The sequence below is a fragment of the Psychroflexus lacisalsi genome (assembly GCF_020164495.1).
In the GTDB taxonomy this organism is placed as follows: Bacteria; Bacteroidota; Bacteroidia; order Flavobacteriales; family Flavobacteriaceae; genus Psychroflexus; species Psychroflexus lacisalsi.
Genome location: NZ_JAIQYZ010000001.1, coordinates 510999 through 527224, shown reverse-complemented (window position 1 = coordinate 527224; position 16226 = coordinate 510999). Strand labels below are relative to the sequence as shown.

At 35.1% G+C, this 16226-nt stretch carries 16 protein-coding genes; 10 read left to right on the top strand and 6 right to left on the bottom strand.

The genetic code is table 11. From position 1 onward, the window contains the following. Positions 1 to 17: 17 nt before the first annotated feature. Both LB449_RS02305 and LB449_RS02300 read left to right on the top strand, forming a co-directional pair. Entirely contained in the window at positions 18 to 650 is a 633-nt protein-coding gene (locus tag LB449_RS02305; protein WP_224453457.1) for a 4'-phosphopantetheinyl transferase family protein, read from the top strand. Next, on the top strand, positions 643 to 1353 hold the full coding sequence (locus LB449_RS02300; protein WP_224453456.1) for a phosphoglycerol geranylgeranyltransferase: 711 nt from the start codon (positions 643 to 645) through the stop codon (positions 1351 to 1353). Before LB449_RS02305 ends, LB449_RS02300 begins: the two co-directional genes overlap by 8 nt. Here the strand turns inward: LB449_RS02300 and LB449_RS02295 are convergent, their stop codons facing one another. After that, complete coding sequence (locus LB449_RS02295) at positions 1354 to 2721, bottom strand: saccharopine dehydrogenase family protein (protein ID WP_224453455.1); 1368 nt, start codon at positions 2719 to 2721, stop codon at positions 1354 to 1356. It lies immediately after the preceding gene. A gap of 69 nt (positions 2722 to 2790) precedes the next feature. Here LB449_RS02295 and LB449_RS02290 point away from each other — a divergent pair, with 69 nt between their 5' ends. Together LB449_RS02290 and pckA are read left to right on the top strand one after the other, a co-directional pair. After that, positions 2791 to 3189, top strand: a complete 399-nt coding sequence (locus tag LB449_RS02290; protein ID WP_224454420.1) for a DUF423 domain-containing protein — start codon at positions 2791 to 2793, stop codon at positions 3187 to 3189. A gap of 68 nt (positions 3190 to 3257) precedes the next feature. Further along, positions 3258 to 4853 carry a phosphoenolpyruvate carboxykinase (ATP) gene (gene pckA / locus LB449_RS02285; RefSeq protein WP_224453454.1) on the top strand — a complete coding sequence of 532 codons (1596 nt, stop codon included), beginning with the start codon at positions 3258 to 3260 and terminating at the stop codon, positions 4851 to 4853. Positions 4854 to 4926: 73 nt separating this feature from the next. Here the strand turns inward: pckA and LB449_RS02280 are convergent, their stop codons facing one another. Together LB449_RS02280 and LB449_RS02275 are read right to left on the bottom strand one after the other, a co-directional pair. Continuing rightward, the gene (locus tag LB449_RS02280) at positions 4927 to 5664 is read right to left on the bottom strand and encodes a uroporphyrinogen-III synthase (RefSeq protein ID WP_224453453.1); all 738 of its coding nucleotides are present in this window, start codon (positions 5662 to 5664) and stop codon (positions 4927 to 4929) included. A 31-nt stretch (positions 5665 to 5695) separates the two neighbouring features. After that, entirely contained in the window at positions 5696 to 6343 is a 648-nt protein-coding gene (locus tag LB449_RS02275; RefSeq protein ID WP_224453452.1) for a DUF4271 domain-containing protein, read from the bottom strand. 98 nt (positions 6344 to 6441) lie between these two features. Here LB449_RS02275 and LB449_RS02270 point away from each other — a divergent pair, with 98 nt between their 5' ends. The 3 genes from LB449_RS02270 to LB449_RS02260 are packed head-to-tail and all read left to right on the top strand — an operon-like array spanning position 6442 to position 8971. Further along, positions 6442 to 7167: a polyprenol monophosphomannose synthase gene (locus LB449_RS02270; RefSeq protein ID WP_224453451.1), complete on the top strand. Its 726-nt coding sequence runs from the start codon at positions 6442 to 6444 to the stop codon at positions 7165 to 7167. A gap of 3 nt (positions 7168 to 7170) precedes the next feature. Next, on the top strand, positions 7171 to 8511 hold the full coding sequence (locus LB449_RS02265) for a dihydroorotase (RefSeq protein WP_224453450.1): 1341 nt from the start codon (positions 7171 to 7173) through the stop codon (positions 8509 to 8511). A 1-nt stretch (position 8512) separates the two neighbouring features. Then, a complete protein-coding gene (locus LB449_RS02260) occupies positions 8513 to 8971 on the top strand; it encodes a DUF4296 domain-containing protein (protein ID WP_224453449.1) in 459 nt (152 codons plus the stop codon). Here LB449_RS02260 and LB449_RS02255 read toward each other — a convergent pair. Further along, positions 8968 to 9966 carry an SDR family oxidoreductase gene (locus LB449_RS02255; protein WP_224453448.1) on the bottom strand — a complete coding sequence of 333 codons (999 nt, stop codon included), beginning with the start codon at positions 9964 to 9966 and terminating at the stop codon, positions 8968 to 8970. The two genes, LB449_RS02260 and LB449_RS02255, sit on opposite strands and share 4 nt — an antisense overlap. 73 nt (positions 9967 to 10039) lie before the next feature. Here LB449_RS02255 and tyrS point away from each other — a divergent pair, with 73 nt between their 5' ends. The 3 genes from tyrS (at position 10040) to LB449_RS02240 (ending at position 13470) form a co-directional block, all read left to right on the top strand. Then, positions 10040 to 11335 (top strand): tyrosine--tRNA ligase, encoded by a 1296-nt coding sequence (gene tyrS / locus LB449_RS02250; protein ID WP_224453447.1) that lies wholly within the window; start codon positions 10040 to 10042, stop codon positions 11333 to 11335. A gap of 379 nt (positions 11336 to 11714) precedes the next feature. Then, a complete protein-coding gene (locus tag LB449_RS02245) occupies positions 11715 to 12485 on the top strand; it encodes an exodeoxyribonuclease III (protein WP_224453446.1) in 771 nt (256 codons plus the stop codon). A gap of 25 nt (positions 12486 to 12510) precedes the next feature. Then, positions 12511 to 13470, top strand: coding sequence for an OmpA/MotB family protein (locus LB449_RS02240; RefSeq protein WP_224453445.1), 960 nt, complete (start codon positions 12511 to 12513; stop codon positions 13468 to 13470). 41 nt (positions 13471 to 13511) lie between these two features. Here the strand turns inward: LB449_RS02240 and LB449_RS02235 are convergent, their stop codons facing one another. Both LB449_RS02235 and LB449_RS02230 read right to left on the bottom strand, forming a co-directional pair. Next, the gene (locus LB449_RS02235; protein WP_224453444.1) at positions 13512 to 14180 is read right to left on the bottom strand and encodes a response regulator; all 669 of its coding nucleotides are present in this window, start codon (positions 14178 to 14180) and stop codon (positions 13512 to 13514) included. A 5-nt stretch (positions 14181 to 14185) separates the two neighbouring features. Continuing rightward, positions 14186 to 16186: a tetratricopeptide repeat-containing sensor histidine kinase gene (locus LB449_RS02230; protein ID WP_224453443.1), complete on the bottom strand. Its 2001-nt coding sequence runs from the start codon at positions 16184 to 16186 to the stop codon at positions 14186 to 14188. Between the last annotated feature and the right edge of the window lie 40 nt (positions 16187 to 16226).

Genomic DNA, 16226 nt, shown 5'->3' with positions numbered 1-16226 from the left:
AAACCAATCATATCTCTATGCCGATTTACAAAAGAATAACAATAGATAAAGCCACTTATGCTCTTATTTGGAAGATAGAGGAAACTCTGGAGTTTCTGGAAAATGGCATAGAGCTAACAGATTACTGCAGAAATCGTTATGAAGAAATGAAGTCCGAAATTCATAAGAAAGGCTTTATGAGTATTCGGCATTTATTAAATGAATTTGGTTATTCTGATTTTGATCTTGAATATGACGAAAAAGGCAAACCTCATCTTAAAGATGGCAAGCATATTTCTATTACTCACTCCTTTGAATTTACCGGAGTTATTGTTTCTGATAAAAAAGTAGGGATAGATATTGAAAAACAGCGTGAAAAAATAAAGCTTATCGCCCCCAAATTCACTCCAATTGAAGAATACAAAGCTTTGGGTGATGGGGAAGATTTAATAAGAAAGCTTACCATCGTTTGGGGAGCTAAAGAATCTCTCTACAAACTTTATGGAAAAAGAGGGCTTCTTTTTCTACATGATATTTTTGTTGAAGACTTTGATATATCAGAGCAAAAAACAACTGCAAGAGTGACTCACGATAAAAAGATCACGTTCTACACTTTAAATTTTCTTGAGTTTGAAGGGTTTACCTGTGTTTATGCTTTAGCTAATGATTGAGGGAAAATCAAACTTTATTTTTGATGCAATTAAGCAAGCTATTTCTAACAAAGAAAAGCTATTGAGCATATTGATTGATCCGGATAAATTTGATTTATCAAAATCCGAAACTTTTCTGAATCGGATTCCTGCCTCTACAAACTATCTTTTTGTTGGTGGAAGTCAAGTTGAAAATGGACAAACCGAGCTAGTAGTTAAACGCCTTAAACAATTTTCTGAACTCCCCATAATTCTATTTCCTGGAGATATAAATCAAATCACAAACAAAGCGGATGCTATCTTATTTTTGAGCCTCCTTTCGGGCCGTAATCCTGAGTATCTCATCAACCAGCAAGTCAAAAGCATTTCCAAGCTTCAACATTCTTCTTTGGAAATCATTCCAACAGGGTATATCCTTGTAGACGGTGGTGTATCCACTTCAGTTTTAAAGATAAGTCAAACCAGAGCCATATCTCAAGATCGAATTTCGGAAGTTATTCATACAGCTTTAGCTGGACAATTTTCTGGCAAACAGCTTATTTATCTTGAAGCTGGCAGTGGTGCAAAATTTCCTGTTTCAGCAGAAATAATTTCAGAAGTCAAAAAAAATATTTCTATTCCACTTATTGTTGGTGGTGGCATAAGAAACAACCTCCAAAAACAAACTGCCCACCAAGCTGGTGCTGATATGGTGGTGATGGGAAATGCTTTTGAAATGCCTTAATTAAAGAAGCTGATCCGGGTTATAGCCTTTATATTCTCTTTCAGATTCTTCAAACCTGATATCGTAATCTTCTAAAGCTTTTAAAATTGGATTATAAATTTCAGGATGGATTGGTCTCAAAACACCGGGCTTAGTGATTTCACCGTTTAAAATTTTTAAGGTTGCAATTCCTACAGGTAATCCAACAGTTTTTGCCATAGCTGTGTAGGTCTGATCTTCGCCAACACTTACCATGGTAGAATCTATTTGCTTTTGTTTTCCTTCAAGTTCGAAACCAAATTTATGATACATAACGATCATGTCTTTATCCTCAGGTTTTAAAGTCCATTTTTCTTCCAAAATCTTTTGCAAAGCTTGAGCTGGAGTAGCATCATTGATACAGATCTTTTTGTCTGGATTGAAAATATCGAGTTCAACGAGTTTATCCCAAATCAAATCGTCCTGATCAATCTTCAAACTCAATCTTAATTTTAATTCAACAGAATCTGTTGGTGAATACGGTAAAAAAGAATTGACAAACGACCTGTAACTCATTTCTTCCGTGTTTTGCATGGAATAGGTGTCATCTGTCATTCCTAACTGGACAAAAACATTCCAGGCCTTACTGAAACCAACCCGACGTAAAGTCCCTCTATATAAAGTAGGAATGTCTTCTAAACCATAAATACTCCTGTAGGCTAAAGAATTTCTGTTGGCTAAACCTTCAAAACGTCCATATTTAGGAATTTGGAGGAATTCAGTTCTTCGAAAAAGTCGCTGATAAGGGATGTACTTATATTGTCCTTCCTGAATAAATTCAGCAGCACCTCCCTGTCCGGCAACAACAACATTCCGAGGATTCCAAGTGAACTTATAATTCCAAAGGTTATCATCACTTTCTGGTGCTACAAGGCCACCCGTAAAAGATTCAAAAAGCAACATTTTCCCACCTTTTGAGCGGATTCTATCTATGACTTGCATGGCGCTCATGTGATCCACACCGGGGTCTACTCCTATTTCATTCATAAAAGTTAAACCCTTCTGTTTAACCTCTTGGTCTAGAGCTTCCATTTCTTTTGACACATAAGAAGCCGTTACCATGTTTTTATTAAATCTCACACAATCTTTCGCAACTTCAATATGGAACCTTGCTGGCAACATTGATATAATAATATCTGCATTTTGGATAGCTTTCTCACGCTCTGAAGCTTGAAAGATATCTAATGCTAAAGCTGAGGCCCGCTCATGATCTGCAGCTAAACTTTGAGCTGCTTTCTTATTTTTATCTGCTATAATGAGTTTAAAATTTTGACTTTGGGACTCGCTAAGTAAAAATCTTACGAGTGAAGAAGTGGATTTTCCTGCGCCTATGATTAAGATTGATCTCATGATCGATTATGAATTTTAATGATTAATTTTGGTTGAAATTTGAAATTACATAATAATAAGCACATAGAAATGGAGGAGAAAAAGAAGTTAATTATATTGGGAAGCATTTTGGGTTTTATTGGAATCATTTTAGGGGCTTTTGCAGCTCATGGTTTAGAAAACTTAATTTCTGAAGATTCAATCGACACTTTTGAAACTGGTGTTAAATATCAAATCTATCATGCGCTATTTTTACTATTTCTTTCCGCTCAAAATTTCACTACAAACAAGTTGAATAAGACTTTATTCTGGTTAGTACTTTTAGGCGTTATTTTCTTCTCTGGCTCTATATACGGTCTGGCCACTAATGAACTTACAAATTTTGACTTCAAAATGATAGGATGGATAACTCCAATTGGCGGAACTTTACTCATCTTGAGCTGGGCACTGTTATTTATCAACGTTATAAAAAAACGTAATAATTTATAAGAATAAATTTCTTTAGTTAGATTTAAACTCACTAGATTTGTATGCCATAACATCAACACAACAAAAATATGAGTGATCTAAAAGGAATTACGAAAACGATTGAGTTAGAAAAGTATGGCATCCTCTCAAAAAACATTCACTATCAGCTTTCCTCTGAAGAATTACATGACATCACTGTAGAGAAAGGTCAAGGCGTTGAGGTCAATTCTGGTGCATTGGCAGTTAATACTGGAGAATTTACAGGACGTTCACCCAAAGATCGATTTATTGTAAAAGATGACATCACCAAGGATGAGATTTGGTGGAGTGAAATTAATTTGCCTTTCGAGTCAGATAAGTTTGATAAGCTTTATAACAAGGTTGTAAATTACCTTAGTAAAAAAGAACTTTTCGTAAGGGATGTTTTCGCTTGCGCAGACGATAATTATAAGCTCAGCATAAGACACATCAACGAACTTCCATGGAGTAACATGTTTGTACATAATATGTTTTTACGTCCAACAGAAGAAGAGTTAGAAGATTTTTCACCAGAATGGACCGTCATTAACGCTCCAGGCTTTATGGCAGACCCAGAAGTTGATGGAACACGTGCCCACAATTTTGCCATATTAAATTTTACAAGAAAAATTGCCTTAATAGGCGGGACTGGTTATACTGGAGAAATTAAAAAAGGTATTTTCTCTGCCCTCAATTTTATACTACCGGTAATGAAAAACACCTTACCGATGCACTGTTCTGCCAATGTTGGGAAAGATGGAGATACTGCCATCTTTTTTGGTCTTTCGGGAACCGGAAAAACTACACTTTCCGCAGATCCGAATCGAAGACTTATAGGGGATGACGAACATGGATGGACTAATGAAAATACGGTATTTAATTTTGAAGGAGGTTGTTACGCAAAAGTGATTAACCTCACTAGAGAAGGAGAACCCGAAATCTTCGATGCTATAAAACCAGGGGCGATTCTGGAAAATGTAGTTATAAAAGGTGGCGAGGTAGATTTCAAAGATAGCAGCATTACCCAAAATACCCGTGTGAGTTATCCCATCTATCATATAGATAATATTCAACCAGGATCTGTTGGTAAAAATCCAAAAAATATATTTTTCCTTACCGCAGATGCCTTTGGTGTATTGCCTCCAATAAGCAAACTAACTCCAGGACAAGCTGCATTCCATTTCATAAGCGGATATACTGCCAAAGTCGCTGGAACCGAGGCAGGAGTGACTGAACCAATCCCTAGCTTCTCGGCATGCTTTGGAGCTCCATTTATGCCATTACATCCAACCAGATACGGTGAAATGCTGAGTAAGAAGATGAAAGATGCAGGAGTAAATGTATGGTTAATTAATACTGGATGGACCGGTGGACCTTATGGAACTGGAAGCAGAATGAAATTGAAATATACCAGAGCTATGATTACTGCAGCTTTGAATGGCGAATTAAAAGATGTTGATTTTAAATCTCATGAAATTTTTAATATCGCAGTCCCACAATCCTGTCCTAATGTCCCTTCTGAGGTTTTAAATCCGAGAGATACCTGGAGTGATAAGGAAGCATATGACGCTAAAGCAAAGAATCTTGCCAAATCGTTTAAAGATAATTTCAAAAAATTTGAAGATTATGCAGGTTCAGAAATTATAGAAGGTGCGCCTAAAGCATAGGTGCCATAATAATTATAAACACAAAAAAGCCGAGACTTAAGTTTCGGCTTTTTTGTGTTTGAGAGAAAACTAATTAATTCTCTTTTATATAATTTTCTATTGCCATTGTCATAGATGGAGTTTCCGGAGTCGGAGCCTGAATCTGTACCTTCAAGCCTTTTTCTTCAGCTGCTTTTATCGTTGAATTTCCAAAGGCTGCAATCCTTGTATCTTTTTGCTCAAAATCTGGGAAATTTTCGTAAAGTGACTTTATTCCACTAGGGCTGAAAAAGACTACAACATCGTAAGAAACTTCTCTTAAGTGAGATAAATCACTAACTACAGTTTTATAAAAAATACCTCGAGTCCAATCTACACCCAACTTATCTAACTGCTGTGGGACAATAGGCTTAAGCATATCTGATGAAGGAAGTAAAAACTTTTCATCTTTATGCTTTTTAATACTCACTTCAAGCTCTTGAAATGTCCTTTTACCAACGTAAATCTTTCGCTTTCTATAAACAACATATTTTTGTAAATAGTAAGCTACAGCTTCACTTAGGCAGAAATACTTAAGACTATCAGGGATTTTATACCTCATCTCCTCAGCTATTCTGAAAAAATGGTCTACAGCATTTCTACTCGTAAGGATAATGGCTGTAAATTTTGTAATGTCAACTTTTTGCTGCCTTACTTGTTTAGAATCAACAGGCTCTACGTGAATAAAAGGAATAAAATCAATTTTAATTTTATGCTTTTCCTCAAGTTCAGAATAAGGAGAATGGTCTACATTAGGTTTCGGTTGTGAAATAAGGATATTTTTCACTTTCATATAGCTTAGTTTTTTACTGCACAAGCCTTCACTAATTGATTTTAACAACTTTAAAAAGAATCAGATAGGGTGCAATTTCAAAAGTGTAAATGTACAAAATAAAATAAAACCAATAGGACAAAATGTGCTTTTGATATAATGCAACGAATGCGAAAAGTTTGATAACGTAGGTCAAAACCAGAACCCCAATTATTACCTGAAATAAGATTTGATTATCAATGGTATTAAAATAAAATATTAAAGCTATTGGAAATAAAAAAAACAAACCAAGCCAACTAAGAACACCTTGCTTGTAGAATACATATTTCCCTATCAGCTGATCTACCTGAAATAAATCCCCAATAATTTTTTCAATAAGGTATTTACTCAAGAGTATAATCGTTGTAAGAAACAGAATCTGAAGATAAGTAAGGATTTCAAAATTATCTCCGTGAATAATTATAAAAATGAAGAACGAGATACTGAGAAGACTTGCAATAAAAAGTAAAACCTCGGAAATTTCAATCCTCCTTTTTTCAGCAAATTTTTTGGAATAAAAAACGGAAGTAAATAGAGAGTTTAAAAAGAAGAAGAAATAATTGTCTTTATTCCATTTTACAACAATAAGTAATACAAGTATCATGACTGTGATACTTACAACCCAGTTATGCTCTTGAATAGGTCTTAATGCTAAAAACAATTGCGAATTTTGAAGCAAATGTAAATTAAACTGAACATTTATAGGCGACTTTTAGATGGTAAAATATATATTTGTCGATCAACCTTCAACTAGATTTGATGCCTCAAAAATTAGTCATCATCCCAACTTTCAATGAAATTGAAAATATTGAAAAACTCATAAGAAATATTTTCTCTCAACCCGTAGAGTTTGAAATTCTTGTTGTTGATGATTCTTCTCCAGACAGAACTTGGGAGTTGGTTCAAAAGCTTCAGGAGGAATTTGTAGACAAGTTACACTTAGAGATAAGAGCTGCAAAAAGTGGTTTGGGCAAGGCATATCTTCACGGTTTCAAATGGGCTTTGGAAAGAACCTACGATTATATATTTGAGATGGATGCTGACTTTTCACACAACCCAAATGATCTGATAAGGCTATATAATTCCTGCTTGAAGAACGATTATGATGTTACTATCGGCTCCCGCTATATCACTGGAGTAAACGTGATCAACTGGCCCATGAAACGGGTATTGTTATCTTGGCTAGCCTCTAAATATGTAAAAGCAATCACTAGAATGCCTGTTGAAGATACTACTGCTGGATTTATATGCTACAAACGACAAGTTTTAGAAAGCATTGATCTCAACAAAATAAAATTTGTAGGCTATGCGTTTCAAATTGAAATGAAATTTAAAGCTTTTAAAAAGGGATTCCGACTAAAGGAAATACCGGTTATATTTACAGATCGGACGAAAGGAAAATCCAAAATGAGTAGCGGAATAATAAAAGAAGCCGTTTTTGGAGTCGTCACTTTAAAGTTGAAAAGTCTTTTTGGTAAAATTTAAATTATGAAAGAATATCTAATCAAAAACGCGAAAATCGTCAATGAAAATAAAATTTTTGAAGGCGATGTACATTTAAAAGATGGTTGGATAGTTGAAGTCTCTAGCTCTATCAGTGCAAAATCCAGCGATATCGAAATTATTGATGCTGGGGGAAAACATCTCATTCCGGGAGTTATAGACGATCAGGTTCACTTCAGAGAACCAGGACTCACACACAAAGAAACTATACTCACAGGTTCACGTGCCGCAGTTGCTGGAGGAATTACATCCTATTTTGAGATGCCCAATACCAATCCTCAAACAACAACGATAGAAAAGCTTGAAGAAAAATTTGCCATGGCAAAGGATAATTCCTTCGCTAACTATTCATTTATGATTGGCGGAACCAACGATAATTTGGAGGAAATTAAAAAAATCAATCCTAAAACTACAGCTGCGCTAAAGTTGTTCCTGGGTTCATCTACAGGAAATATGCTGGTTGATGATCAGAAAGTTTTGGAAGAGATTTTCAAACATTCTCCTTTAATTATTGCCACCCATTGTGAGGATGAGGCTACAATTCAAAGGAATCTAAAAGAACAGGTAGAAAAATACGGGGATGATATCCCCATTCATTTGCACCCAAAAATAAGAAGTGAAGAAGCTTGCTACTTATCTTCTTCCAATGCAGTTGCTCTTGCGAAAAAGACAGGAGCTCGATTACATGTTTTTCACCTTTCAACAGCCAAAGAGCTCAAGCTATTTTCAAATAAATTACCGCTAGCAAAGAAAAAAATCACTGCAGAAGTATGTATTCATCATTTATGGTTTAACGAATCGGATTATGAAAAGAAAGGCACCTTCATTAAGTGGAATCCTGCAGTAAAGACTGAAAAAGATAGAACTGAGTTGCTTAAAGCTTTGAATAAAAATCTTCTGGATGTTGTAGCTACAGACCATGCTCCTCATACCAAGGAGGAAAAAAATAATGTCTACACTAAAGCTCCTAGTGGAGGTCCATTAGTTCAACATGGGTTACCCGCTATGCTGGAATTTTATCACAAAGGAAAACTTTCGCTTGAAAAAATTGTCGAAAAAATGTGTCACAATCCTGCTATTTTATTTGATGTTGATAAAAGAGGATACATCAGAGAAGGCTACAAAGCAGACGTTGTGCTGATTGATACCCAATCGCCCTGGACTGTAAATTCAAGAAATATTTTCTACAAATGCGGCTGGTCTCCATTCGACGGAACTAGTTTTAAGTCCAGAGTCACTCACACTTTTGTAAATGGACATCTAGTGTTTGAAAATTTTAAATTCAATGAAGGGTTATTCGGAGAACGTATAAAATTCAACAGATAGGATGAAAAGAGCAAACTTCATTTTTTTAATCGGTTTAGTTCTACTATCCATTGGTTGTCAAAATATCGATAAGATCGAAAAACCTGACAACTTTCTGGATAAATCAAAAATGATAGATCTGGTGTATGATATGGTTTTGCTGGATGCTGCCGTGAGTACCAACGAAAAAAAACTTGAAGAACTCGATGTGGAAATGCTTGAGTTTTTATCAAAAAAATACAAAATTGACACGACCGATATCAAGCAGAATATCTTGTATTACAACATGCAATTTGATGAAAACACAGAGATCTATGAGAAAGTCAAGGACAGTATTGAAAAATTAGAAAAGGCTTACGATTCTATTTCTAAAGTTTCGGATAGTTTGAGGAAAGTAGAACTCAAAAAGTTAGACTCTATTAAATCTCTAGAATCTGATCCTAGAACTAAAAAACTGAAAAAAATCGAAACAACAAATTAAGAACGTTTGTATATTTTATGAGCATAAACTTCAAGAGTTTCAAATGTATATTGAAGCTCTTTTTTTATTTTATCTGAAGAATAAAAAGAGTCTTTAAAAAGACTAGGAATTACCTCCAATGTAAGTTGTCTTTTATAGGATGTAAAAAAAGACCTAAGGACTTCAAAAAACCAGGCGATGTAAAGCATCCAAGGTTTTAGGCGGGTTTTGGGAGTAGATTTATTGTATAAACGTGCAAAACTCTCCCCTACTTCTTTAAATGATAAATTTTCAGAAACTAAAATATAGCGTTGATTTACCACTGGACTGTTCATAAGCTGAACCATGATTTTACTTACATCATACACGCCTACAAATCCTGTAATTTTAGGAGGATAAATCTTTAATCCATTTTTTAATTTCGCCAATAAAGTTCCGCTACCAGAATCATAAAAACCGTCTCCAAGGATGATCCCAGGATTGACAATGACCACACTCAAGCCTTCCTGAGAAGCTCTCCAGACTTCCATTTCAGCTCCATATTTACTGATTTCATAAGCTGAAGGCTTTTTTTGATCTTCCGCGATCGTAGTTTCTTCTGTTACCTCATCCCCCACATTTGGTTTTCCTAATGCTGCAATAGAACTAACATGACAAAATTTTTGAATAGGAAAATCAATGGAAAGATTTACAACATTGGCTGTGCCTTCTATATTTACTTTACGCATCATCTTGTAATCCGAAGGACTGTTGCTTATAAATCCTGCACAGTGATAAACATGAGTAACAGACTCGAAAGCACTTTCCAACTTTGGGATATCTAAAATATCGCACTGAAACCACTCTACCGTATCTTCAATTTGCTGGGATGTTATGTCATACTTAAGAATGACCGAGATTGCCTGATTTTTTTTATTTTCAGTTCTGAATAAAGCTCTGATTTTCTCTTTATTTAAAATAAGCTGAGCCAATAAATGAGCTCCGACAAGTCCTGTTGCACCGGTAAGTAAATTCATTTGGTAAATATACGAATTTCGAAAGTTGATAATTTTTTCATTATAATATCTTTGCGGCAAATCAATACTAAGAATGGAAAAGGATTTTATAGAAGAAGTGACCTGGAGAGGGATGGTTCATGATGTTATGCCAGGTACTCAAGAACATCTCAACGAAACTAGCAGAGCAGCTTATGTAGGAATAGATCCTACTGCAGATTCTCTTCATATAGGCCACTTGGTCGGTGTGATGATGTTAAGGCACTTTCAATTAGCAGGTCACAAGCCAGTAGCTTTGGTAGGTGGTGCCACAGGAATGATCGGGGATCCTTCTGGAAAATCTCAAGAGCGTAATCTTTTGGATGAGAAAACATTAAGACATAATCAAGAGGCTTTAAAAAAGCAATTATCCAAGTTTTTAGATTTTAAAACCTCAGAAAAAAATTCAGCCATACTGGTCAATAATTACGACTGGATGAAAGATTTTTCTTTTTTGGATTTCATCAGAGATGTGGGAAAACACATCACCGTCAACTACATGATGTCAAAAGATTCTGTAAAGAAACGCTTGTCTTCAGAATCTAAAGAAGGCATGAGTTTTACAGAATTCACCTATCAATTGGTGCAGGGTTATGATTTCCTTCATTTATACAGAACTCAGGATTGTTCTTTACAAATGGGTGGCAGTGACCAATGGGGAAACATCACCACGGGAACCGAATTAATAAGGCGTATCGATCAAGGCAAAGGTTTTGCTTTGACCTGTCCGCTCATCACAAAAGCTGATGGCACCAAATTCGGTAAAACCGCTACAGGTAATATATGGCTTGACCCAGAGAAAACATCACCTTACAAGTTTTATCAATACTGGATAAATACAAGTGACGAGGATGCTGAGAAGTTTATTAAGATTTTCACATTCCTTTCTAAAGATGAAATTGAAAGCCTTGTAAAATCTCATAGAGAGCAACCACACCTAAGAACACTTCAAAGCAAACTCGCCGACGAAATTACAGAAGCTGTACATTCCAAAGATGCTTTTGAAAAAACAAAAGAAGCCTCTAAGGTTTTATTTGGAAAAAGTACCGAGGAAGATCTTGCTAAACTCGATGAAGCTACTTTTTTGGATGTTTTTGAAGGAGTTCCTCTTAAAGAATTAAATAAAGATCTTTTGAAAGATGGACTTGATATGATTGCAGCCTTATCTGCCGAAACTGAATTCCTGAATTCCAATGGTGAAGCCAGAAGAGCCTTAAAGGAAAATTCGATTTCTGTAAATAAATCAAAAGTAGGTCTGGATTACTCTTTAAAAGAATCTGATTTAATCAATGGGAAGTATGTTTTAATCAATAAAGGAAAGAAAAATACATATCTAATTAAATTTGACTAGTCTTTTAAGGTTTAAGAGAAATTAAAAATTATTACAGCCTGTTTCAAAATTTTTGAACAGGCTTTTTTGTGTAAAAGAGTTTAAGATTCTACTTCTTTAAAAATTATAAACTGCTTTAAAACAGAAAAGCCTTGAGCGAGTGCTCAAGGCTTTTCTTAACTAACCAATCTATTATGAAAAAACTTCATCCTGAAACAAATGTAAAACACTAATCCATGTTTAAAAAATAAAGTAGGATATATTTGTAAATAATTAACACCCTGCTTCTTCAAAACTCTGATAATTAATAAATTAAAAGTGAACTTTTTTTTCAATATAAAAAACTCGTCGATATAAATTAAGTTGAAGACTTATACTTATTTTTGAATTAAAACAAAACATGAAAATTATCTCATATAATGTTAATGGTATTCGCGCTGCACTTAAGAAGGGACTGATTGACTGGCTTAAAGCCGCTGATGCAAATGTGGTCTGTTTTCAAGAAACAAAAGCACAACCAGAGCAGATAGATGACTCCATTTTTGAAGAAATTGGCTATAAATATTGCTACTGGTATTCTGCAGAAAAAAAAGGCTACAGCAGTGTTGGCATTATTTGTAAATCAGAGCCAAAACACGTTGAATATGGAACAGGCATAGACTATATGGACAGAGAAGGCAGAAATATAAGAGCTGACTTTGAAGATGTCTCTGTTATGAGTTTATACCTCCCCTCTGGAACTAATGATGATCGCTTGAGTTACAAATTTACTTACATGGATGATTTCAAAATCTATATTGAAGACCTCAAAAGAAATTTTCCAGATTTAGTGATATGTGGTGATTATAATATTTGTCACGAAGCCATAGATATACATGACCCGGTGAGATTGAAAACAGTATCTGGATTTCTTCCTGCAGAACGTGAATGGTTATCTAATTTTTTAGATGAATCTGGTTTTATAGATTCATTTCGGAAATTAAACGAAGATCTTGTTCAATACTCGTGGTGGAGTTACAGAGCAAATGCCCGACAAAACAATAAAGGATGGCGCCTGGATTACCTTTTGGTGGCTGAAAAAATTGAAAATAAAATTTCAAGATCAGTTATTTTGCCAGAAGCAAAACACAGCGACCATTGCCCAGTACTTTTAGAACTTGATTTAAATTAATAACGTTTACTTTAAAATCCTTCCTATGAAACTAATGCGATATGTACTTATTGGATTCTTAAGCCTCAACCTGGTAGGCTGTGTGAGTCAAAAAAAATTCCTCGAGCTTGAAGAGGATCTTAATTCATTAAAAAGAACAAACGAGCAACTCAGTCAAAAGCTGGATGAGTGCAATTCAGAAAAAACTGCTGTTGAAGATGAATTAGCTTATTCAAAAGACAGAATTGAAGTTCTAAAAACTCAACGTGATGATCTCCTTGCAGACTACCAAAGAAACAAAAGCACTCTGGACAAACTCGAAGAATCTTATGATGCTTTAGAAAAAAATAGTTCTAAAGCGCTTGCGGAAAATTCCAAGCAAAACAGGGAATTGCTTCGTCAGTTGGAAGAAAAAGAAGCCGCTCTAGCCAAAGAACAAAACCGACTGGAAGAGCTGCAAAAAGATCTGCAAGCTAGATCTCAACGAGTCCAGGAGTTAGAAAGCTTAATTGCTGAAAAAGAGCAGAAAATGCAAACCCTAAAAGACAATCTTTCCCGCGCTCTTACAAATTTTGAAGGTCAAGGTCTAAGTGTGGAAATGAGAGACGGTAAAGTTTATGTCTCTATGGAAAACAAGCTTTTGTTTGCTTCCGGAAGCTGGAATGTGGGAAACGAGGGACAAAAAGCGGTGAAAGAGCTCGGTAAAGTTTTGGCAGAAAATCCAGATATTGCTGTGTTGATAGAAGGTCATACAGACGACGTTCCCTACGGTGGAAATGGCCCGCTGAATGACAACTGGGATTTGTCAACCAAAAGAGCTACAGAAGTTTTAAAATTATTGCTGAAAAATGGTAATATTGATCCCCAAAACCTTACCGCTGCAGGTAAAGGCGAATATGCACCATTGGTACCAAACACAACTGAAGAAAACAGAGCAAGAAACAGAAGAATAGAAGTGGTATTAACGCCTAAGCTGGATGAAATTTCAAAGCTACTGAGTGAGTAAATAAGAACATTATTATTTAAAGTCAAGAGAAAAGGGGATGTTTATAGAAATCCCTTTTCTCTTGCTTTTTCAAGAAGAATCTTGTCGTTTCTGTTTGGTATATCAAAGAATTGCTTCATCTGTTTTTTTCTCTTTTCGACAGCACTAAGAGAAAGTCCCAAATGTTCAGGTAAGTTTTTAGTTAAAATACCTTTTGACAAATAGAAAAGTATTTTTAAATCCTCTTCATCTATATTGTGAGAGAATTCAATCGTTTTTTTGAGCATCTGGTGAACAGTGGAACTTTGATAGGTTTTTCCTTTGAGTAAATTTTCGATTGCAGAAATCAATATATCCGGATTGGTATCAGATTTTACCAGAAAACCATCTGGATCTATCCTCCGCATAACATTCAGTACCTTGTAATTATTCTCCAGCATAGTGCAAATCAGTAATTTTGCTTTAGGCTGATGTTTTTTGGCTAGTTTAGCCAGATCTTCTCCAGAATTATACTTTCCATCTTTACTCCCGGGAAGTGACAAATCCAGACAGATTAAGTCATATTTCTTTTTTTTGTCAGAAATAAACTCAGCAGCCGTAGTACAATCTACAGCAGAATCTCTACTGAAATCAAGTTTCTCGTTGTTTTCCTTTATGATATCCAGTGCTTGCACAAAGCCAGCAATGATCATGGGGTGATCATCAACAAGTAATACGTTATAATTGGTCATACCTTTTATTTAATGGGTATAAAAATACTGATTTTGGTCCCGGAACCTTGCTTGGAATCAATACATATTTTACCATTGATATCTTCAACCCGAGATTTTATATTTTTAAGCCCTATTCCGGGTTTCTTATTATCCTTAAATCCTTTACCATCGTCCTCGACTATAAATTCAATTTCGTTGGCTTCTTCATTTAAGCTGAATTTGATAAAGACAAAACTGGCTTCGGCGTGTTTTTGAATATTCATGGTAGCCTCTTGAAGGATGCGGTAAGTATGCATTTTTACTGCCGAAGCGATCAAGGACCAGTTTACAGAATCGTCTATTGTAAGCTGGTGGGTTCTCTCTAACTGTTGCTTTTGAATGAGATCTTGAATAAGATCTCCAAATTCTTTATGCTCATCAAAATAGGTATTGGAGAGTTCGTGAGATAAGCTCCTGATCTGGCGTTCTACATCCATTAAATTATCGGTGAGTTGGCCAAATTTTTCGTCACCTTTCATCCCCGTTTTATATTTGTAGAACATAAGATTCATCCGGTTGGCATACAGCTCGGTGAGGATATTGTCGTGTAATTCTCTAGCGATGCGATCCCGTTCTTCTCGCTTGCCCTCATCTTTTCTTGCACTTTGAAGAAGAAGAAGTTCGTATATTTTTTCATCCGCCACTTTTTGATCACGTTCAAGCTCAAGAGCTCTGTTTTTGGTTCGCTGAACGTAAAATATAAAGACTGAACTCCCTAAGATAATGATGAGAGAGGTAATAAGGAAAATGATGGTGCGTTCTTCTTCGAGCATTTCTGCACGTTGCTGGACCTCTTCCGTTTCAAAACGGATACGTTCAAATTTATTACGCACTTTTCTCTCTTCGATTTGAAGGCTATCGCTAAGATCGATATAGGAAGTGGTAAAGGAGTAACTAGTATTGGGTTGCAAGTCTGCTAAGAGTTGCCAAGAGGCTAAGATGTCTCTATTGTTGTTATTGCTTTGTGCTGTGGAATTTGCTTCTTCGGCAAATTGTACCGCTTTTGTTGTGTTTCCTATAAATTGATAGTATTCTGCGATGTGAATCTGACTAATAGAAATACCAGCGAGATGCTTAATATTTTGTCTTATTTCTAAGGCCCTTTGCATATCGGGAAGCACATTTTGAGTTTCTCCAGTTTCCAATCTATTAAAGGCCAGATTGTCTAAAGCCATTGCGTAAAGATAAGGATCTCCTTCGTACAGGTTTTTGGTGGATAAGGTCTTTCGGTAGTTTTTGATAGCAAGCTCAAAGTTTTTTTGCTTTTCGTAAACATTACCTATATTATTAAAGGTAGCTGCTCTAAATAAGTCTGGATCTTCTACTTTGCCCAGAGCTTGCAAAGCATTGTTTAGGTATTTTAAGGCGACATCAAAATTTCTTAAATTATAATTGGTGACCCCTAAGACATTAAATGCCTTATATAATAAATCAAAATTCCGAATTTTCTTACTAATTTCAGCGACCTTGATTAGATTGACCTCAGAACCCGTAAAATCTTTAGCTTGACCTTGAATTATTGCTAGATTGTACAGCATTTGGGCATAATTCTCTAAATCATTTTTTTTATTATAAAGGAATCCAGCTTCATTATAGGCGAAATAAGCTTTATCAGATTTATTTGAAGTCAAGTGAAAGTCTCCTAAGTTCCAATAAAAATTCGCCAATGAAATAGAATCTTTATATTTTATAGATGTTTTTCTTCCAAGTTCATTGATTTTAAGGTAATATCTTGAATTTGAGTTTAAAGCTCTATAATCAATTGTTTTAAGGTATTTAATTTGGAGACTATCATTTTCAATTCGTTGTACAAACTGAAAAGATTTATTTAAATTTTCTTCTTTATTAATGTTATTGTCAAATTTCTTAAGATGGATCAAAATAGAGTCCCTTAGATCAGGATTAACTTTGAGTTTATCTTTTTTTTGATCTTGGCAACTAAAAATAAAAATAATTCCGACAAAATAGTATATGCAACGCTTCATTAAGTCCGTTCTAAAATCTTGTCTAAACTACTAAAATTAA